This window comes from Pseudomonas sp. 2725, assembly GCF_050434585.1.
GTDB lineage: Bacteria > Pseudomonadota > Gammaproteobacteria > Pseudomonadales > Pseudomonadaceae > Aquipseudomonas > Aquipseudomonas jessenii.
The window spans coordinates 437,306-456,475 of record NZ_JBNDIV010000005.1 but is presented as its reverse complement, the minus strand read 5'-3'; the positions used below and the strand labels follow the sequence as shown (position 1 = coordinate 456,475).

Genomic DNA, 19,170 nt, shown 5'->3' with positions numbered 1-19,170 from the left:
GGACTGCGATAACAGGCCGGCTTGCCGGGCGGAAAGTCTCATCGTAGAGCACTTCAGCCGTCGTGACCCTGTGGTCAGCGGGCGGCATTATACATAGGTAGCTGGCAATCTGCCGATGGTTCATATGCAACGAATGTCGTCCATTGGTCTAAAGGTCGCAGGGGCGAGCAGGGCGTAAGGTCACTCGTCGTGCTTGGTTTTGGCGCTTTTCCCTTTGCTTTCAGGCTTGTAGCGCGCGAGTTGCAAGGCTTTGCGCCAGATCGATGGAACATAGGGTTTGCGCGCCGATTCAACTGGGTTACGCTCGAACCAAGCCAGATGTTCAATCCAATCAATGGAGTTCAGCATGGGTTACAAGAAGATTCAGGTTCCAGCCGTCGGCGACAAAATCACCGTCAATGCAGACCATTCTCTCAATGTTCCTAATAACCCGATCATCCCCTTCATCGAAGGTGACGGCATTGGTGTCGACATCAGCCCGGTCATGATCAAGGTTGTCGATGCTGCTGTTAAGAAGGCCTACGGTGGCGAACGCAAGATTTCCTGGATGGAGGTGTACGCCGGGGAGAAAGCGACTCAGGTTTACGATCAGGACACCTGGCTGCCTCAGGAAACCCTGGATGCGGTCAAGGATTACGTGGTTTCCATCAAGGGCCCGCTGACCACCCCGGTCGGTGGCGGCATCCGTTCCCTGAACGTGGCCCTGCGTCAGCAGCTCGACCTGTACGTCTGCCTGCGCCCGGTGCGCTGGTTCGAAGGCGTGCCTAGCCCGGTCAAGAAGCCAGGCGATGTCGACATGACCATCTTCCGCGAGAACTCCGAAGACATCTACGCGGGCATCGAGTGGAAGGCCGGTACGCCGGAAGCCACCAAGGTCATCAAGTTCCTGAAAGAAGAAATGGGCGTTACCAAGATCCGTTTTGACGAGAACTGCGGTATCGGCGTCAAGCCGGTGTCCCTGCAGGGCACCAAGCGTCTGGCGCGCAAGGCCCTGCAATATGTGGTCGACAACGATCGCGATTCGCTGACCATCGTGCACAAAGGCAACATCATGAAGTTCACCGAGGGTGCCTTCAAGGAATGGGCCTACGAAGTGGCGGCTGAAGAGTTCGGCGCAACCCTGCTCGACGGCGGTCCGTGGATGCAGTTCAAGAACCCGAAAACCGGCAAGAACGTCGTCGTCAAGGATGCCATCGCCGACGCCATGCTCCAGCAGATCCTGCTGCGCCCGGCCGAGTACGATGTGATCGCGACCCTGAACCTGAACGGCGACTACCTCTCCGACGCCCTGGCGGCGGAAGTGGGCGGTATCGGTATTGCGCCTGGTGCCAACCTGTCCGACACCGTCGCCATGTTCGAAGCCACCCACGGTACGGCGCCGAAGTACGCCGGCAAGGACCAGGTCAACCCGGGGTCGTTGATCCTGTCGGCTGAAATGATGCTGCGCCACATGGGCTGGACCGAAGCGGCCGACCTGATCATCAAGGGCACCAATGGCGCGATTTCCGCCAAGACCGTGACCTATGACTTCGAGCGTCTGATGGAAGGCGCCAAACTGGTGTCGTCTTCCGGCTTCGGTGATGCGCTGATCTCGCACATGTAACAAAACGCAGGCACACAAAAACCGCCTGATTCAAGTAGATGAGTCAGGCGGTTTTTTTATGGCGCTATGACGGTGTGGACTTACACTGTAACGGTCTGTTGCGGGGCGGATGCCGTCGCTTTCGAAGCGCCCACCAGGCTGCCGATGTTGACCGCGTGCAGGCCTTTGGGGCCCTGGATGATGTCGAATACGACAGCTTGCCCGGCTTTCAGGGTTTTATAACCTTCCATCTGGATGGCGGAGTAGTGGGCAAACAGGTCTTCTGTCTTGCCGTCCTCATTGATGAAACCGTAACCCTTGGCATTGTTGAACCATTTGACCTTGCCGCTGACCTTGCCGCCTGACATACCCAACTCCCTCTGCAACACACTCCATCACTGGAGTATCATCCAGTACATCCGCAGTCGAATCTGTAAATAAGATTGACTCCGCGGACCTTTTTTACCCACTGTGGGCTCTATTGGTTGTAACACCGTTTTGCCGATAGTCAAGCTGACCCGGCAGTCGGAGTTGAAATCGCTGATAGCCGCCCCCACCACTGTATTTGAACAACTGACGAACCTTTCTTTCCATGCATGCAATCAGCCAGATTCGACTAACATTCAATCAGGATCGCCCGACTCTCCAGAAGGATCGCCCGGAGGAACACGACGACGATTCCGCAGGCATTGCTGTTCAGGAGGCCAAGCCTGCTTTACAGGCGCCGCCGATGTACAAGGTGGTTTTGTTCAATGATGACTACACACCGATGGATTTCGTCGTCGAAGTGCTCGAGGTGTTTTTTAACCTGAATCGCGAGCTGGCGACCAAGGTCATGCTGGCCGTCCACACAGAAGGACGGGCAGTATGTGGAGTGTTTACCCGCGACATCGCCGAGACCAAGGCCATGCAGGTCAACCAGTACGCCAGGGAAAGCCAGCATCCGCTACTCTGTGAAATCGAGAAGGACGGTTAATCGCCGGACACTTGGGTATGAGGTGAAGCTATGTTAAACCGCGAGCTCGAAGTCACCCTCAATCTTGCCTTCAAGGAAGCTCGTTCGAAGCGTCATGAGTTCATGACCGTCGAGCACCTCTTGCTGGCCCTATTGGACAATGAGGCTGCCGCCACCGTTCTGCGTGCGTGCGGCGCAAACCTCGACAAACTCAAGCATGACCTGCAGGAGTTCATCGACTCCACCACGCCATTGATCCCCGTGCATGACGAGGATCGCGAAACCCAGCCAACCCTGGGCTTCCAGCGTGTACTGCAACGTGCTGTGTTTCACGTACAGAGCTCGGGCAAACGCGAAGTGACTGGCGCCAACGTGCTGGTCGCGATCTTCAGTGAGCAAGAGAGTCAGGCGGTGTTCCTGCTGAAACAGCAGAGCGTTGCCCGTATAGATGTCGTCAACTACATCGCCCATGGCATTTCCAAAGTGCCGGGGCATGGCGATCACTCTGAAGGTGAGCAAGATATGCAGGACGACGAGGGCGGTGAGTCTTCTTCCTCAGGCAATCCCCTGGATGCTTATGCCAGCAACCTCAACGAACTCGCGCGCCAGGGTCGCATCGATCCGCTGGTGGGGCGTGAGCTGGAAGTCGAGCGCGTTGCGCAGATCCTGGCGCGTCGGCGCAAAAACAATCCGCTGCTGGTGGGCGAGGCGGGCGTGGGTAAAACCGCGATTGCCGAAGGCTTGGCCAAGCGCATTGTCGACGACCAGGTGCCGGATCTGCTGGCAAACAGTGTTGTTTATTCCCTCGATCTTGGCGCTCTGCTCGCGGGCACCAAGTATCGTGGCGATTTCGAGAAGCGCTTCAAGGCGTTGCTCAATGAACTGAAAAAACGTCCGCAGGCAATCCTGTTCATCGACGAGATCCACACCATCATTGGTGCGGGTGCCGCGTCCGGTGGCGTCATGGATGCCTCGAACCTGCTCAAGCCGCTGCTGTCCTCGGGTGATATCCGTTGCATCGGTTCAACCACCTTCCAGGAATTCCGCGGCATCTTCGAGAAGGATCGTGCCTTGGCCCGACGCTTCCAGAAGGTCGATGTGTCGGAGCCTTCGGTGGAAGACACCATTGGCATTCTGCGCGGCCTGAAGGGGCGTTTCGAAAGCCATCACAATATCGAATACAGTGATGAGGCCCTGCGCGCGGCTGCCGAACTGGCCTCGCGTTACATCAACGACCGTCATATGCCGGACAAGGCTATCGATGTCATCGACGAGGCGGGTGCCTATCAGCGCCTGCAACCGGTCGAGAAGCGTGTGAAGCGCATCGAAGTGCCGCAAGTCGAGGACATCGTCGCGAAAATCGCGCGGATTCCGCCAAAACACGTCACCAGTTCCGACAAGGAGCTGCTGCGTAACCTGGAGCGTGACCTGAAGTTGACCGTGTTCGGTCAGGATGCCGCGATCGATTCGCTGGCAACCGCGATCAAGCTGTCCCGTGCCGGCCTCAAATCCCCTGACAAGCCTGTCGGTTCGTTCCTGTTCGCAGGGCCTACCGGTGTCGGTAAAACCGAAGCGGCGCGTCAGTTGGCCAAGGCCTTGGGTGTCGAGCTGATTCGTTTCGACATGTCCGAATACATGGAGCGCCACACCGTATCGCGTCTGATCGGTGCGCCTCCTGGTTATGTCGGATTCGATCAGGGCGGTCTGCTCACCGAAGCCATCACCAAGCAGCCACACTGCGTATTGTTGCTCGATGAAATCGAGAAGGCGCATCCGGAAGTCTTCAACCTGCTGTTGCAGGTCATGGACCACGGTACGTTGACCGATAACAACGGGCGCAAGGCGGATTTCCGTAACGTGATCGTCATCATGACGACCAACGCCGGTGCCGAGACTGCAGCCCGCGCTTCGATCGGTTTCACCTATCAGGATCACTCGTCCGATGCGATGGAAGTGATCAAGAAGAGCTTCACGCCGGAATTCCGCAACCGTCTGGACACCATCATCCAGTTTGGTCGCCTCAGTCATGAGGTTATCAAGAGCGTGGTGGACAAGTTCCTTACCGAGCTTCAGGCGCAACTGGAAGACAAGCGAGTGTTGCTGGAAGTCACCGATGCAGCCCGCAACTGGCTGGCCGAAGGTGGCTACGACGCGGCGATGGGTGCTCGCCCAATGGCTCGCCTGATCCAGGACAAGATCAAGCGTCCGCTGGCGGAGGAGATTCTCTTTGGCGAACTGGCCGAGCATGGCGGTGTGGTACACATCGACATCAAGGACGGAGAGCTGACCTTCGAGTTCGAGACCACGGCCGAGATGGCCTGACGTTAAACCGCAAAACAAAAAGGCGCCGAGAGGCGCCTTTTTGCTGTCTGTTGATCGGCATGTCTGCTGTCTGTGGGAGCGAGCTTGCTCGCGATGGTCGTCAACGATGATGCGGGGAGTCTGACTTGACGTGGTGCTCTCAGGTTTTTCGCGAGCAAGCTCGCTCCTACAGGAGGTGGGGGGTAAATTACAGGCAAACAAAAACGCCCGGCATAAGCCGGGCGTTTTGTATTGACTTGCTTAGCGAGTGAGCCCTATCTCTGTAGGAGCGAGCTTGCTCGCGATGTTCGTCAATGATGATGCGGGGACTCTGACTTGACGCGGTACCGTCAGGTTTTTCGCGAGCAAGCTCGCTCCAACCTTATCGAGCGCGGTAAGTGATGCGCCCTTTGCTCAAGTCATAAGGAGTCAGCTCTACGCGCACTTTGTCGCCGGTAAGAATACGGATGTAGTTCTTGCGCATCTTGCCGGAGATGTGCGCGGTTACGACGTGCCCATTTTCCAACTCCACACGAAACATGGTGTTGGGCAGGGTGTCGACGACAGTGCCTTCCATTTCGAAGCTGTCTTCTTTCGACATGCAGTAAAGCCCTCGGTGTCCAATGAATGGCCCGGTGCAACTGCGCCAGGCAAAAGCGGCGTGCATTGTGCCCGAAAAATGGGGTTTAAGCCAAGGGGTTTAGGGGCGGCTCTAGTTTAGAACCACCCAGCGCTGATTAATCAGCAACTCAATAGGGCGATATTGAGTCTTGTAGTTCATTTTTTTGCAGTTTTTGATCCAGTAGCCGAGGTAGACCGCATCCAGCCCCAGCCGCCTGGCCTCGGCGATTTGCCACAGGATCGCATAGCGCCCAAGGCTGCGGCGCTCTTCGGCCGGTTCGTAGAAGGTGTAGACCGCCGAAAGACCGTTCGGCAGTAAATCGGTGACGGCGACGGCCAGCAGCCGGCCATTCAGGCGAAATTCATAAAATCTTGAAAACGGCAGGTCCCGCACCAGGAATGTCGAAAACTGGTCGCGACTCGGCGGGTACATGTCGCCATCGGCGTGACGCTGTTCAATATAGCGCTGGTAAAGGTCGAAGTATTCTTCGTTGAAGCCGGGCTTGGCTGGACGTACCTGCAAATCCACGTTGCGCTTGAAGATGCGTTTCTGTTGCCGGTTGGGCGTGAACTGTCCCACGGGAATGCGCGCCGGAACGCAGGCATTGCAATTCTGGCAATGCGGCCGATAGAGATGATCGCCACTGCGACGAAACCCCATCTCCGACAGGTCTGCATAGACATGCACATCCATGGGCTGGCTAGGGTCGAGGAACAGGGTTGTGGCCTGCTCCTCCGGCAGATAACTGCAAGAGTGCGGCTGAGTGGCATAGAACTTCAATCGCGCCAACTCGGTCATGATCAACCCTCGGGATAATGCTTTTGAATAAGTGTAAGCCACCTGCGCAAAAGTCGCTCAGCAAACCCAGCTAGCGCGATTGGGCTGGTCCAGATGCCTGGCCAGATAGTTGGCAAATTCATGGCGGGGTATCGCCCGGGCTCCGAGACTGTGCAGGTGATCGGTGGGCATCTGGCAATCGATCAGTACAAAACCCGAGTCTTTCAGATGCCGCACCAGTGTGGCAAAGCCGAATTTCGAGGCGTTGTCAGCGAGGCTGAACATGGATTCGCCGAAAAACAGCTGGCCCATCGCCAGGCCGTAGAGTCCGCCCACCAGTTCGTCCCCGTCCCACACTTCCACCGAGTGCGCGTGGCCACGCCTGTGCAGTTCGATGTAGGCGTCCTGCATGGCCTCGGTGATCCAGGTGCCGTCGGCGTAATCCCGGGGCGCGGCACAGGCGCGGATGACGGCGGCGAAGTCCTGGTCAAAGGTCACTTGATAGCGTTGCTGGCGTAGCAGTTTGTTCAGGCTGCGCGAGACGTGCAATTCGTCGGGAAACAGCACCGTACGCGGGTCCGGAGACCACCAGAGGATTGGCTGGCCCTCGGAAAACCAAGGGAAGCAGCCGTGGCGATAAGCCGAGATCAGCCGATCGGCGGACAGATCACCACCGGCAGCCAGCAGCCCGTTGGGGTCGCGCATGGCCTTTTCCAGTGGAGGGAAATGCAAGGTATTGCGTTGTAACCAAGTCAGCATGGCATCCGGGCTTGCAGAAGGGGAGGGCAGTGGCGGGTGTTGGCCCGCCATAAAGTTTGCCTTCAAACGGTTGGAATGTCGTCCAGGTATTTTTCAGCGTCCAGCGCCGCCATGCAACCGGCACCGGCAGATGTAACGGCCTGGCGATAAACGTGGTCGGCCACGTCACCGGCGGCAAACACACCTGCAATCGCCGTAGCGGTGGCATCGCCTTCGCTGCCACCCTTGACCTGCAGATACCCGTCGCGCATTTCCAGTTGGCCTGTGAACAGGTCGGTGTTGGGTTTATGGCCGATGGCGATAAACACCCCGGCCAGCGGCAGCTCCCGGGTTTCACCCGTGTGACTGTCCCGCAGGCGGGCACCGGTCACGCCGCTGGCATCGCCGAGCACTTCGTCCAGGTTTTGGTTCCAGTGCAGGCGAACATTGCCGTTGGCGGCCTTTTCAAAGAGTTTGTCCTGGAGGATTTTCTCCGAGCGCAGTTTGTCGCGCCGATGGATCAGGTGCACTTCTTTGGCGATGTTCGACAGGTACAAGGCTTCCTCGACCGCCGTGTTGCCGCCGCCGACCACAGCAACCACTTGATTGCGATAGAAAAATCCATCACAGGTCGCGCACGCCGAAACTCCTTTGCCGGCGAACGCTTCTTCCGACGGCAGGCCCAGGTATTGCGCGGAGGCGCCGGTGGCAATGATCAAGGCGTCGCAGGTGTAGGTGCCGCCATCGCCGATCAGCTCGAACGGTCGTTGTTGCAACTTGGCGGTATGGATGTGGTCGTAAACGATCTCGGTGGCAAAGCGTTCGGCGTGTTTTTGCATGCGATCCATCAGCACCGGTCCGGTCAGGCCTTCAACGTCGCCTGGCCAGTTATCCACTTCGACGGTGGTGGTGAGCTGGCCGCCTGCCTGGATGCCGGTAATGACAACCGGCTTGAGGTTGGCGCGGGCGGCATAAACTGCCGCGCTGTAACCGGCAGGGCCGGAGCCCAGGATAATCAGGCGGGAATGCTTCGCTTCGCTCATAAAAAACACCTCATAAGCCTTTGTCACCAAAGAGAATGCATGCTCAAATTGAATGGCATGTCATGTGCTGTTGACTATGCTGCATCCAAGGGTCTCAAGCATGGCGTCGTGCGTACAAACCCGTACAATGCCCTGCGTGTTACATATATTCAGTGTGCGCCGTGTTTATAGAAACAGGGGTGCAGTGTTAAAAGTAGTCCCGGTTACACGTGTTAACTTTATTACCTGCCTGGATTGGGCAGTTTTTTCGCGGTTTTTATAGACATTCACCAGATGGACGCGCCATTGGCGCAGGAAAAGAAGCGTTTTGAAGAAATCCACCGCAGCACCCAAACCAGCCGTCGTGCCGCTCTGGCGCCAGCACTTGCACTACCGACTCAAGGAAGGTGCGCTGATCGCCATCGGTGCCTTGTGCCTGTTCCTGATGATGGCCTTGTTGACCTATGGCAAGGATGATCCGGGCTGGAGCCATAACAGCAAGATCGACGACGTGCAGAACTTCGGCGGGCCAGCGGGCTCCTACAGCGCCGATATCCTGTTCATGGTGCTGGGTTACTTCGCCTACATCTTCCCGTTGCTACTGGCCATCAAGGCGTACCAGATCTTCCGCCAGCGTCACGAACCGTGGCAGTGGAGCGGGTGGCTGTTCTCCTGGCGCCTGATCGGCCTGGTGTTCCTGGTGCTGTCGGGCGCCGCTCTGGCCCATATCCATTTTCATGCCGCGACCGGTCTGCCGGCCGGTGCGGGCGGTGCGCTGGGGGAAAGCCTCGGCGAACTGGCCAGGAACGCCCTGAATATCCAGGGCAGCACGCTGTTGTTCATTGCGTTGTTCCTGTTCGGCCTGACTGTGTTTACCGACCTGTCGTGGTTCAAGGTGATGGACATCACCGGCAAGATCACCCTCGACCTGTTCGAGCTGTTCCAGGGCGCCGCCAATCGCTGGTGGGCGGCCCGTACCGAGCGCAAACAGCTGGTTGCCCAGTTGCGTGAAGTCGACGACCGTATGGATGAAGTGGTTGCGCCGACGGTCACCGACAAACGCGAGCAGGCCAAGGTCAAGGAACGCCTGATCGAACGTGAGCAAGCCCTGAGCAAGCACATGTCCGAGCGCGAGAAGCAGGTGCCGCCGGTGATTGCGCCCGCGCCGCCAAAGCCCGCCGCACCGAGCAAACGCGTCGAGAAAGAAAAGCAGGCGCCGCTGTTCGTCGACAGCGCCGTGGAAGGCACCTTGCCGCCGATTTCGATTCTCGATCCGGCGGAAAAGAAACAGCTCAATTACTCGCCTGAATCCCTGGCTGCGGTCGGCCACTTGCTGGAAATCAAGCTCAAGGAATTCGGCGTTGAAGTCGCAGTGGATTCGATCCACCCGGGCCCGGTGATCACCCGTTACGAAATCCAGCCGGCGGCCGGGGTAAAAGTCAGCCGAATCTCCAACCTGGCCAAAGACCTGGCCCGTTCCCTGGCCGTGACCAGCGTGCGCGTGGTGGAAGTGATTCCGGGCAAGACCACGGTCGGTATCGAGATTCCCAACGAAGATCGGCAGATCGTGCGTTTCTCCGAGGTGTTGTCGACTCCGGAATACGACAACTTCAAATCCCCGGTCACCCTGGCCCTGGGCCATGACATCGGCGGCAAGCCGGTCATCACCGACCTTGCGAAAATGCCGCACTTGCTGGTGGCCGGTACCACCGGTTCCGGTAAGTCGGTGGGTGTGAACGCGATGATCCTGTCGATCCTGTTCAAGTCTGGCCCGGAAGACGCCAAGCTGATCATGATCGACCCGAAAATGCTGGAACTGTCGATCTACGAAGGCATTCCGCACCTGCTGTGCCCGGTTGTCACCGACATGAAAGACGCCGCCAACGCCCTGCGCTGGAGCGTTGCCGAGATGGAGCGACGCTACAAGTTGATGGCCAAGATGGGCGTGCGAAACCTGTCGGGCTTCAACGCCAAGGTCAAGGAAGCCCAGGACGCCGGCGAGCCGTTGAGCGATCCGCTGTACAAGCGTGAAAGCATCCACGACGAAGCGCCACTGCTGCAGAAGCTGCCGACCATCGTGGTCGTAGTCGACGAATTCGCCGACATGATGATGATCGTCGGCAAGAAGGTTGAAGAACTGATCGCCCGTATCGCGCAAAAGGCTCGTGCGGCCGGTATCCACTTGATCCTTGCGACCCAGCGTCCGTCGGTGGATGTGATCACCGGTCTGATCAAGGCCAACATCCCGACCCGCATGGCGTTCCAGGTATCGAGCAAGATCGACTCGCGGACCATCATCGACCAGGGCGGCGCCGAACAACTGCTGGGCCACGGTGACATGCTCTACATGCCGCCGGGTACCAGCCTGCCGATTCGTGTTCACGGTGCTTTCGTGTCCGACGATGAGGTTCACCGCGTGGTGGAAGCCTGGAAGCTGCGGGGTGCGCCGGAATACAACGACGACATCCTCAATGGCGTCGAAGAAGCGGGCAGCGGCTTTGAAGGCAGCAGCGGTGGCGGCGACGGTGACGATCCCGAGGCCGACGCGCTGTACGACGAAGCGGTCCAGTTCGTGCTGGAAAGCCGTCGTGCCTCCATTTCTGCGGTTCAGCGTAAGCTGAAGATCGGCTACAACCGCGCTGCGCGCATGATCGAAGCCATGGAAATGGCCGGGGTCGTGACGTCCATGAACACCAACGGTTCGCGTGAAGTCCTGGCCCCGGGGCCGGTGCGCGACTGACCCGAGTATGAAAGGGGGGTGCCTTTGGCGCCGCCCGCACTCCCACGAATGTTATGAGGACTCCCATGCGTCTGATCCGCATGCTGTTGCTGCCGGTACTGGCCTTGACCACGCTCCAGGCTAACGCCGATGACAAGGACGTGGCGCGCCTGACCCAACTGCTGGAAAAATCCCAGACCCTGACCGCACGTTTCTCGCAACTGACCCTTGATGGCACAGGCACCCAATTGCAGGAAACCGCCGGCGAGATGTCCCTGCAGCGTCCGGGCCTGTTCTACTGGCACACCGATGCGCCGGCCGAACAGACCATGATTTCCGATGGCAAGAAAGTCACCTTGTGGGACCCGGATCTGGAACAGGCCACCATCAAGAACCTCGACCAGCGCCTGACCCAGACCCCGGCCTTGCTGTTGTCCGGTGACGTGTCGAAGATCAGCCAGAGCTTCGACATCAGTGCCAAGGAAGCCGGCGGCGTGATTGACTTCACCCTGAAGCCGAAAACCAAGGACACCCTGTTCGACAGCCTGCGCCTGTCGTTCCGCAATGGCTTGGTCAATGATATGCAACTGATCGACAGCGTCGGCCAGCGCACCAATATCCTGTTCACCGGGGTGAAGGCGAACGAGCCGATCCCTGCGTCCAAGTTCAAGTTCGATATTCCCAAGGGCGCGGACGTCATTCAGGAATAAACGGCTGATGCAAAACCTGTGGGAGCGAGCTTGCTCGCGATAGCGTTGGGTCAGTCGACATAAATGTTGAATGTGATGCCGTAATCGCGAGCAAGCTCGCTCCCACAGGGTCAGCGTTTTGGCCCGCAGGTATTAAGTAACCCGAGGTTTTCAACGTACGCCATGGATCTGTTTCGCAGCGCTCCCATCGCCCAGCCCCTGGCCGCCCGTTTGCGCGCGGCCAATCTGGACGAGTACGTCGGTCAGGAACACGTGCTCGCTCGCGGCAAGCCCCTGCGCGAGGCGCTGGAGCAGGGTGCCCTGCATTCGATGATTTTCTGGGGGCCGCCGGGCGTGGGCAAAACCACCCTGGCGCGATTGCTCGCGGAAGTCTCGGACGCGCACTTCGAAACGGTCTCGGCAGTGCTGGCCGGGGTCAAGGAGATCCGTCAGGCGGTGGAAATCGCCAAACAGCAGGCCGCGCAGTACGGCCGCCGCACCATTCTGTTCGTCGACGAAGTGCATCGATTCAACAAGTCCCAGCAGGATGCGTTCCTGCCCTATGTCGAAGACGGTACGCTGATTTTCATCGGCGCAACCACGGAAAATCCCTCGTTCGAACTCAACAACGCCTTGCTGTCGCGGGCGCGGGTCTATGTGCTGAAAAGCCTCGACGAAGCGGCCCTGCGCAAACTGGTGCACCGCGCGCTGACCGAAGAGCGTGGCCTGGGCAAGCGTAACCTGACCCTCAGCGACGAAGGCTTCCAGATGCTGCTGTCGGCTGCCGATGGCGATGGTCGGCGCCTGCTCAACCTGCTGGAAAACGCCTCGGACCTGGCGGAAGACAACGGCGAAATCGGCACCGACCTGCTGCAAAGCCTGCTCGGCGATACCCGCCGGCGGTTCGACAAGGGCGGCGAAGCGTTCTACGACCAGATTTCCGCCCTGCATAAATCGGTGCGCGGCTCCAACCCCGACGGCGCCTTGTACTGGTTTGCGCGGATGATCGACGGCGGTTGCGACCCCTTGTACCTGGCCCGGCGCGTGGTGCGCATGGCCAGCGAAGACATCGGCAATGCCGACCCCCGCGCCCTGAGCCTGTGCCTGGCGGCCTGGGAAGTGCAGGAGCGCCTCGGCAGCCCCGAAGGCGAGTTGGCGGTGGCCCAGGCCATCACCTATCTGGCCTGCGCGCCAAAGAGCAACGCGGTGTACATGGGCTTCAAGACGGCATTGCGCGCCGCCGCCGAGCACGGTTCGCTGGAAGTGCCGCTGCACCTGCGCAACGCGCCGACCAAGCTTATGAAACAATTGGGCTACGGCGATGAATACCGTTATGCCCACGATGAGCCGGACGCCTATGCCGCTGGCGAAGACTATTTCCCGGAAGAACTCGACCCGATCCCGTTCTATCAGCCCGTGCCCCGTGGCCTGGAGTTGAAGATCGGCGAAAAACTCAATCACCTGGCGAAACTCGACCGTTTAAGCCCAAGGCAGCGGAGAAAATAGTGCTTCCCTTGATCGTTGCGGTTTCCGTCGGCGGGGTGGCCGGCACGTTGTTGCGCTTCGTCACGGGCAACTGGATCAACGCGAATTGGCCTCGGCACTTCTATACCGCGACGCTGGCCGTTAATATCGTGGGCTGTTTGCTGATCGGCGTTCTATACGGTCTGTTTTTGATACGCCCGGAGGTGCCCATCGAGGTGCGTGCCGGGTTGATCGTTGGCTTCCTCGGGGGGCTGACGACTTTTTCATCCTTTTCACTGGATACGGTGCGCCTGCTGGAAAGCGGGCAAGTGCCGCTAGCCTTGGGCTATGCGGCGCTCAGCGTATTCGGCGGGCTGCTTGCCACCTGGGCCGGCCTGTCCTTGACCAAACTTTGATAAACGAGAAACCGACATGCTCGATTCCAAACTGTTACGTAGCAACCTTCAGGACGTAGCGGACCGCCTGGCATCCCGTGGCTATACCCTGGATGTTGCGCGCATCGAAGCGCTGGAAGAACAGCGCAAGACCGTCCAGACCCGCACCGAAGCACTGCAGGCTGAACGTAATGCGCGCTCCAAATCCATCGGTCAGGCCAAGCAGCGCGGCGAAGACATCGCGCCGCTGATGGCGGACGTCGAGCGCATGGCGGGCGAATTGAGCGCGGGTAAAGTCGAACTGGACGCGATCCAGACCGATCTGGACTCGATCCTGCTGGGTATCCCCAACCTGCCGCACGAATCGGTGCCGGTCGGCGAAGACGAAGACGGCAACGTCGAAGTGCGCCGCTGGGGCACCCCGACTGCCTTCGATTTCCCGGTTCAGGACCACGTCGCCCTGGGCGAGAAGTTCGGCTGGCTGGACTTCGAAACCGCCGCCAAGCTGTCCGGCGCCCGTTTCGCCCTGCTGCGCGGCCCGATTGCCCGTCTGCACCGCGCCCTGGCGCAGTTCATGATCAACCTGCACGTCACCGAGCACGGCTACGAAGAGGCCTACACGCCTTATCTGGTCCAGGCCCCGGCGCTGCAAGGCACCGGCCAGCTGCCGAAGTTCGAAGAAGACCTGTTCAAGATCGCGCGCGAAGGCGAAGCCGACCTGTACCTGATCCCGACCGCTGAAGTGTCGCTGACCAACATCGTCGCCGGCGAAATCGTCGATTCGAAACTGCTGCCGATCAAGTTCGTCGCCCACACGCCATGCTTCCGCAGCGAAGCCGGTGCATCGGGTCGTGACACCCGCGGCATGATCCGCCAGCACCAGTTCGACAAGGTTGAAATGGTGCAGATCGTCGAGCCATCGAAATCCATGGAAGCGCTGGAAGGCCTGACCGCCAACGCCGAGAAAGTCCTGCAATTGCTGGAACTGCCTTACCGCACTCTGGCGCTGTGCACCGGCGACATGGGCTTCAGCGCGGTCAAGACCTACGACCTGGAAGTGTGGATCCCGAGCCAGGACAAGTACCGCGAAATCTCGTCGTGCTCCAACTGCGGCGACTTCCAGGCCCGCCGCATGCAAGCGCGTTTCCGCAACCCGGAAACCGGCAAGCCGGAACTGGTACACACCCTGAACGGCTCCGGCCTGGCGGTGGGCCGTACCCTGGTCGCGGTGCTCGAGAACTATCAGCAGGCCGACGGTTCCATCCGTGTGCCTGAAGTCCTCAAGCCCTACATGGGTGGCCTTGAGGTCATCGGCTAAATGAACTATCTGCCGCTGTTTCACAACCTTCGCGGCAGTCGTGTGTTGGTCGTCGGCGGGGGGGAGATTGCCTTGCGCAAATCCCGCCTGCTGGCCGATGCCGGTGCGCTGCTGCGGGTGGTTGCACCTGAAATCGAAGCGCAATTGCGCGAGCTGGTTGCCGGCAGCGGTGGCGAGTGCCTGTTGCGTGGCTACGCCGAGGCGGATCTGGACGGTTGCGGGCTGATCATTGCCGCCACCGACGACGAAACGCTGAACGCACAAGTTTCCGCCGATGCCCATCGGCGTTGCGTGCCGGTCAACGTGGTGGACGCGCCGGCCCTGTGCAGCGTGATCTTCCCGGCCATCGTCGACCGTTCTCCCTTGATCATTGCTGTGTCCAGCGGCGGCGATGCGCCGGTGCTGGCACGTTTGATTCGCGCCAAGATCGAAACCTGGATTCCTTCCACCTACGGTCAATTGGCCGGGCTGGCTGCGCGATTCCGTCATCAGGTCAAAGGCCTGTTTCCGGATGTGCAGCAGCGTCGGGCGTTCTGGGAAGATGTTTTCCAGGGCCCGGTTGCCGATCGGCAACTGGCTGGGCAGGGCGGTGAAGCCGAGCGGTTGCTCCAGGCGAAAATCGATGGTGAGGCGCCAGTGGCGACCGGTGAAGTCTATCTGGTGGGCGCAGGGCCAGGTGATCCCGACCTGCTGACGTTCAAGGCATTACGTCTGATGCAGCAAGCCGACGTGGTGCTGTACGACCGTTTGGTGGCACCGGCGATTCTCGAACTGTGCCGTCGCGACGCCGAGCGGGTTTACGTCGGCAAGCGCCGATCCGATCACGCGGTGCCGCAGGATCAGATCAACCAGCAATTGGTGGATCTGGCCAAGCAAGGCAAGCGTGTGGTGCGATTGAAGGGCGGCGATCCGTTCATCTTCGGTCGTGGTGGCGAGGAGATCGAAGAACTGGCGGCCCATGGCATCCCGTTCCAGGTCGTGCCGGGGATCACGGCAGCCAGCGGTTGCGCGGCCTATGCCGGGATTCCGCTGACCCACCGCGATTATGCGCAGTCGGTGCGTTTCATCACCGGCCACCTCAAGGACGGCTCCAGCGATTTGCCATGGGCCGATCTGGTCGCCCCGGCGCAAACCCTGGTGTTCTACATGGGGCTGGTGGGCTTGCCGATCATCTGCGAACAGTTGATCAAGCATGGTCGCGCCGCCGATACCCCGGCGGCACTGATCCAGCAGGGCACCACGGTCAACCAGCGGGTGTTTACCGGCACCCTGGCGGACCTGCCACGACTGGTGGCAGAGCATGAAGTGCATGCGCCGACCTTGGTGATCGTGGGTGAAGTGGTGCAACTGCGCGAGAAACTGGCGTGGTTCGAAGGGGCTCAGGGGCAGGTCTGAGACCGAGTTGCCCCATCGCGAGCAAGCTCGCTCCCACAGGGGATTTGTGAACGACACAAATCAATTGTGGGAGCGAGCTTGCTCGCGATGGGGCCTTCAAAACCTGCACAAATCTCAAGCTCTGCGCCAAACCCCTTTCCCACTCAACCGCTCCCGATCATGGGCCGCGGTGAAGTCCTGCGCCGGCCCTTTCGGCACCACACCCGTCGGGTTGATGGTGCGGTGGCTGGCATAGTAGTGGTTTTTGATGTGGGTGAAGTCGACGGTCTCGGCAATCCCCGGCCACTGGTAAATCTCCCGCAGCCAGTTCGACAGGTTCGGATAATCCGCAATCCGCCGCAGGTTGCACTTGAAGTGCCCGTAGTACACCGCGTCGAAGCGAATCAGCGTGGTGAACAGGCGGATGTCCGCTTCGGTCAGGTACTCGCCCGCCAGATAGCGGTTGGCGCCCAGCAACAGCTCCAGCCGGTCCAGCTCGGCAAACACATCATCGAACGCTTCTTCATAAGCCTGTTGCGACGTGGCAAACCCGGCGCGGTACACGCCATTGTTCACCGCCGGATAAATCCGCTCGTTCAACGCATCGATTTCTCCCCGCAGCGGCGCCGGGTAGAAGTCCAGGTCGTTACCGGTCAGATCGTCGAAGGCGCCATTGAACATGCGGATGATTTCCGATGATTCATTGTTGACGATGCGCTTTTGCTGTTTGTCCCACAGCACCGGCACGGTGACGCGACCGGTGTAGTCGGCGGTGTCGGCGGTGTAGCGCTGGTGCATGAATTCGAAATGGTCGAGCTTGTCGCCGGTCGACCCCAGGTGCTGGTCGAAGGTCCAGCCGTTTTCCAGCATCAACCAACTGACCACCGAAACGTCGATCAGGTTTTCGAGGCCTTTGAGTTTGCGCAGGATCAGTGTGCGATGAGCCCACGGACAGGCCAGGGAAACGTACAGGTGATAGCGCCCGGGCTCAGCCGCGAAACCGCCGACGCCGGTCGGCCCCGGCTTGCCGTCAGCGGTCAACCAGTTGCGACGCTGCGCCTGTTCGCGCTGGAACGCACCGTCCTTGCTGCTTTCGTACCACTTGTCCTGCCAGCGGCCATCCACTAACAAACCCATGTTCAAGACTCCCGAAACCCATAATCGATGGAGTCGAGTCTATTCCGATGAGTTCGAACAAAAAGCGCAAAGATCGGGCGCGAATGATCGATTAAATCGATTTGTCCCGCGCGGCCCAGTATTTTTCAGCGGTTTCGAAGGCCTGTTCGCGGGTCTGGCCAAGGCCACGCAGGGCCAAGGCCATGGTCGAGATCAGGGCCATTTGCGGGTAGCTGTCGACCACGTCGCCACGCCAGACCGCTTTCAAATGCTCAGGATCAAGCGAGGCAGGTTTGACGTGACGCTGCGCCGACAACTGCGGCCATTCCTCGTCCCAGCTCTCGCCCCCGGTGGTGCCGTACAGGTGACTGTCGGCGTCCGGGTTGATCTCGATCTCGCCGCCATCGCCCTTGATCACAATGGCGGTATCACCGAGCAATCCACTGGCGTCGCGATGCACGGCCTGATAACCCGGGTGGAAAATGCTCTGCAGGCCACAACGGGCGCCCAGTGGGTTGAGGATCCGCGCTAGGGAGTGGATCGGCGAGCGCAGGCCCAGGGTGTTGCGCAGATCGATCATGCGTTGCAGCTGTGGCGCCCAGTCCATCAATGGCATGAAGGCCAGGCCGCCGTTATCCAGCGCCGAACCCACCTGTTGCCAGTTACGGCACAACGGGATGTTCAATTCGCCCAGCAGTTGCTCGCTGTACAAGCGTCCGGCCGTGTGGGCGCCGCCGCCGTGCATGAAAATCCGCACGCCGTTTTGCGCCAGGCACTTGGCCGCCAGCAGATACCACGGCAAGTGCCGCTTCTTGCCGGCATAGGTCGGCCAGTCCAGATCCACTGCCATTGCCGGAGGATTCAGGCGTTCGCGCAATGCCTCGGTGAAACCCGCCATCTCCTCGAAGCTTTCTTCCTTGTGCCGCAACAGCATCAGGAAGGCGCCGAGCTGGGTTTCCTCGACCTTTTCATCGAGCACCATGCCCATGGCTTCGCGGGCCTCGACCCGGGTCAGGTCACGGGCGCCGCGCTTGCCTTTGCCAAGGATCCGTACGAACTGGGCGAACGGGTGCTCGGCGGGCGTTTCGAGTGTCAGTGCTGGGTAATCGGTCATAAGCAATTCGTCGGTTTGGGCAGGCCCGCGAGTTTCGCGGCGAGTTTGGCGGGAGTGCCTTTGAACAGTCGGTTCAGGTGCAGGCTGTTGCCTTTTTCCGGGCCGAGTTTCAGGGCTGTGTACTTGATTAACGGGCGGGTGGCCGGTGACAGCTGGAATTCGGCGTAGAAACTGCGCAGCAGTTCGAGGACTTCCCAGTGTTCGGGCGTCAGTTCGATGTCTTCGGCCGCCGCCAGGGCACTGGCCACATCGGCGGACCAGTCACTCAGTTCGACCAGGAAACCGTCCTTGTCCAGTTCGATGGCGCGGGGGCCGACCGTCAATGCCTTCATAGCCAACTGTTGACCTTGTCGTAGTGAATCGACAGCTCGACGAAGGCCGGGTAATCGATGGCACTGGCCCAGTCTGGAACCGCAAGCGCACGGGCCTGGGCATCTTCGACCAGCACGAACAGCTTCAGGCCACGTGCGCTGAGCGCAGTGAACGGCGCGGTGCCTGGTTGCAACGCATAGGCGGCATCACCGGACAACAGCAACCCGTCGTTGGCGCCGATCACGCGCAGGCAACTGGTCAGGCGTTCGTCGCCGAACGGGGAATGAGACAACACATGCAAAGTCGACATCAGAGGGTGATCACCTGGTCGTAACGGTCAATGAGGGCGGTGATTTCGTGAGCGGCCAATACCTGGGCTTCTTCCAGCGACAGGCTGCTGGGGTCCAGGCCACGCCGGGTGATGCTGTCGCCACAGGCAAACAGTTCCTCGACACCGAACATCGGCAGGGCTTGCAGGTTGGCGCTCAGGTCTTTCTGTTGCAGGGCCTTGGCGTTCTGACCGGCGGCCAGCTGGAACACACCGTCATCGAGAAACAACAGGCCGATCGGCAGATCGAAAGCGCCCCCGGCCAGCACGATATCCAGCGCTTCCCGCGCGCCTGGGCCGGACCATGGCGACTGGCGGCTGATGATCAATATGGATTTGGCCAT

At 59.8% G+C, this 19,170-nt stretch carries 20 protein-coding genes; 9 read left to right on the top strand and 11 right to left on the bottom strand.

The window, feature by feature from the left end:
• Nucleotides 1-180: 180 nt before the first annotated feature.
• On the bottom strand, nucleotides 181-348 hold the full coding sequence (locus tag ABIE16_RS16960) for a hypothetical protein (protein ID WP_167362871.1): 168 nt from the start codon (nucleotides 346-348) through the stop codon (nucleotides 181-183).
• Between ABIE16_RS16960 and icd the strand changes: the two genes are divergently transcribed.
• Complete coding sequence (gene icd, locus ABIE16_RS16955) at nucleotides 347-1,603, top strand: NADP-dependent isocitrate dehydrogenase (RefSeq protein ID WP_057399856.1); 1,257 nt, start codon at nucleotides 347-349, stop codon at nucleotides 1,601-1,603. The genes ABIE16_RS16960 and icd overlap by 2 nt on opposite strands.
• An 80-nt stretch (nucleotides 1,604-1,683) precedes the next feature.
• Here the strand turns inward: icd and cspD are convergent, their stop codons facing one another.
• Nucleotides 1,684-1,950, bottom strand: a complete 267-nt coding sequence (gene cspD, locus ABIE16_RS16950; protein ID WP_429521615.1) for a cold shock domain-containing protein CspD — start codon at nucleotides 1,948-1,950, stop codon at nucleotides 1,684-1,686.
• Nucleotides 1,951-2,174: 224 nt separating this feature from the next.
• Between cspD and clpS the strand changes: the two genes are divergently transcribed.
• Both clpS and clpA read left to right on the top strand, forming a co-directional pair.
• Nucleotides 2,175-2,558: an ATP-dependent Clp protease adapter ClpS gene (clpS, locus tag ABIE16_RS16945; protein ID WP_020799529.1), complete on the top strand. Its 384-nt coding sequence runs from the start codon at nucleotides 2,175-2,177 to the stop codon at nucleotides 2,556-2,558.
• 30 nt (nucleotides 2,559-2,588) lie between these two features.
• A complete protein-coding gene (clpA, locus tag ABIE16_RS16940; protein ID WP_057714168.1) occupies nucleotides 2,589-4,859 on the top strand; it encodes an ATP-dependent Clp protease ATP-binding subunit ClpA in 2,271 nt (756 codons plus the stop codon).
• Between the two features lie 361 nt (nucleotides 4,860-5,220).
• Here clpA and infA read toward each other — a convergent pair whose 3' ends face one another.
• The 4 genes from infA to trxB form a co-directional block, all read right to left on the bottom strand.
• A complete protein-coding gene (infA, locus tag ABIE16_RS16935; RefSeq protein WP_002553999.1) occupies nucleotides 5,221-5,439 on the bottom strand; it encodes a translation initiation factor IF-1 in 219 nt (72 codons plus the stop codon).
• Between the two features lie 111 nt (nucleotides 5,440-5,550).
• Nucleotides 5,551-6,258, bottom strand: a complete 708-nt coding sequence (locus tag ABIE16_RS16930) for an arginyltransferase (RefSeq protein ID WP_102670534.1) — start codon at nucleotides 6,256-6,258, stop codon at nucleotides 5,551-5,553.
• A 57-nt stretch (nucleotides 6,259-6,315) separates the two neighbouring features.
• A complete protein-coding gene (gene aat / locus ABIE16_RS16925) occupies nucleotides 6,316-6,996 on the bottom strand; it encodes a leucyl/phenylalanyl-tRNA--protein transferase (protein ID WP_057714170.1) in 681 nt (226 codons plus the stop codon).
• 62 nt (nucleotides 6,997-7,058) lie between these two features.
• The gene (trxB, locus tag ABIE16_RS16920; protein ID WP_429521614.1) at nucleotides 7,059-8,018 is read right to left on the bottom strand and encodes a thioredoxin-disulfide reductase; all 960 of its coding nucleotides are present in this window, start codon (nucleotides 8,016-8,018) and stop codon (nucleotides 7,059-7,061) included.
• Between the two features lie 307 nt (nucleotides 8,019-8,325).
• On the opposite strand from trxB, the gene ABIE16_RS16915 reads away from it, so the two are divergent.
• The 6 genes from ABIE16_RS16915 (at nucleotide 8,326) to cysG (ending at nucleotide 15,977) form a co-directional block, all read left to right on the top strand.
• Nucleotides 8,326-10,737, top strand: coding sequence for a DNA translocase FtsK (locus ABIE16_RS16915; protein ID WP_057714172.1), 2,412 nt, complete (start codon nucleotides 8,326-8,328; stop codon nucleotides 10,735-10,737).
• Nucleotides 10,738-10,802: 65 nt separating this feature from the next.
• Nucleotides 10,803-11,426: an outer membrane lipoprotein chaperone LolA gene (gene lolA / locus ABIE16_RS16910; protein ID WP_008049385.1), complete on the top strand. Its 624-nt coding sequence runs from the start codon at nucleotides 10,803-10,805 to the stop codon at nucleotides 11,424-11,426.
• A gap of 162 nt (nucleotides 11,427-11,588) precedes the next feature.
• Nucleotides 11,589-12,911, top strand: a complete 1,323-nt coding sequence (locus ABIE16_RS16905; protein ID WP_429521613.1) for a replication-associated recombination protein A — start codon at nucleotides 11,589-11,591, stop codon at nucleotides 12,909-12,911.
• Complete coding sequence (crcB, locus tag ABIE16_RS16900; protein ID WP_429521612.1) at nucleotides 12,911-13,285, top strand: fluoride efflux transporter CrcB; 375 nt, start codon at nucleotides 12,911-12,913, stop codon at nucleotides 13,283-13,285. The genes ABIE16_RS16905 and crcB overlap by 1 nt, the downstream gene beginning before the upstream one ends.
• A 16-nt stretch (nucleotides 13,286-13,301) precedes the next feature.
• A complete protein-coding gene (serS, locus tag ABIE16_RS16895) occupies nucleotides 13,302-14,582 on the top strand; it encodes a serine--tRNA ligase (protein ID WP_057714175.1) in 1,281 nt (426 codons plus the stop codon).
• Nucleotides 14,583-15,977 (top strand): siroheme synthase CysG, encoded by a 1,395-nt coding sequence (cysG, locus tag ABIE16_RS16890; protein WP_090456605.1) that lies wholly within the window; start codon nucleotides 14,583-14,585, stop codon nucleotides 15,975-15,977. It begins immediately after the preceding gene.
• A 114-nt stretch (nucleotides 15,978-16,091) separates the two neighbouring features.
• Here the strand turns inward: cysG and ABIE16_RS16885 are convergent, their stop codons facing one another.
• The 5 genes from ABIE16_RS16885 to tusC all read right to left on the bottom strand — a co-directional run bounded on the left by ABIE16_RS16885 (nucleotide 16,092) and on the right by tusC (nucleotide 19,170).
• Nucleotides 16,092-17,093 carry a glutathione S-transferase family protein gene (locus ABIE16_RS16885; RefSeq protein ID WP_429521611.1) on the bottom strand — a complete coding sequence of 334 codons (1,002 nt, stop codon included), beginning with the start codon at nucleotides 17,091-17,093 and terminating at the stop codon, nucleotides 16,092-16,094.
• Between the two features lie 91 nt (nucleotides 17,094-17,184).
• Entirely contained in the window at nucleotides 17,185-18,186 is a 1,002-nt protein-coding gene (locus ABIE16_RS16880) for a glycosyl transferase family protein (RefSeq protein ID WP_057714178.1), read from the bottom strand.
• Nucleotides 18,183-18,518 (bottom strand): TusE/DsrC/DsvC family sulfur relay protein, encoded by a 336-nt coding sequence (locus tag ABIE16_RS16875; protein WP_057714179.1) that lies wholly within the window; start codon nucleotides 18,516-18,518, stop codon nucleotides 18,183-18,185. The genes ABIE16_RS16880 and ABIE16_RS16875 overlap by 4 nt, the downstream gene beginning before the upstream one ends.
• On the bottom strand, nucleotides 18,515-18,808 hold the full coding sequence (tusB, locus tag ABIE16_RS16870; RefSeq protein WP_090456601.1) for a sulfurtransferase complex subunit TusB: 294 nt from the start codon (nucleotides 18,806-18,808) through the stop codon (nucleotides 18,515-18,517). The genes ABIE16_RS16875 and tusB overlap by 4 nt, the downstream gene beginning before the upstream one ends.
• Nucleotides 18,808-19,170, bottom strand: coding sequence for a sulfurtransferase complex subunit TusC (tusC, locus tag ABIE16_RS16865; protein ID WP_349735584.1), 363 nt, complete (start codon nucleotides 19,168-19,170; stop codon nucleotides 18,808-18,810). The genes tusB and tusC overlap by 1 nt, the downstream gene beginning before the upstream one ends.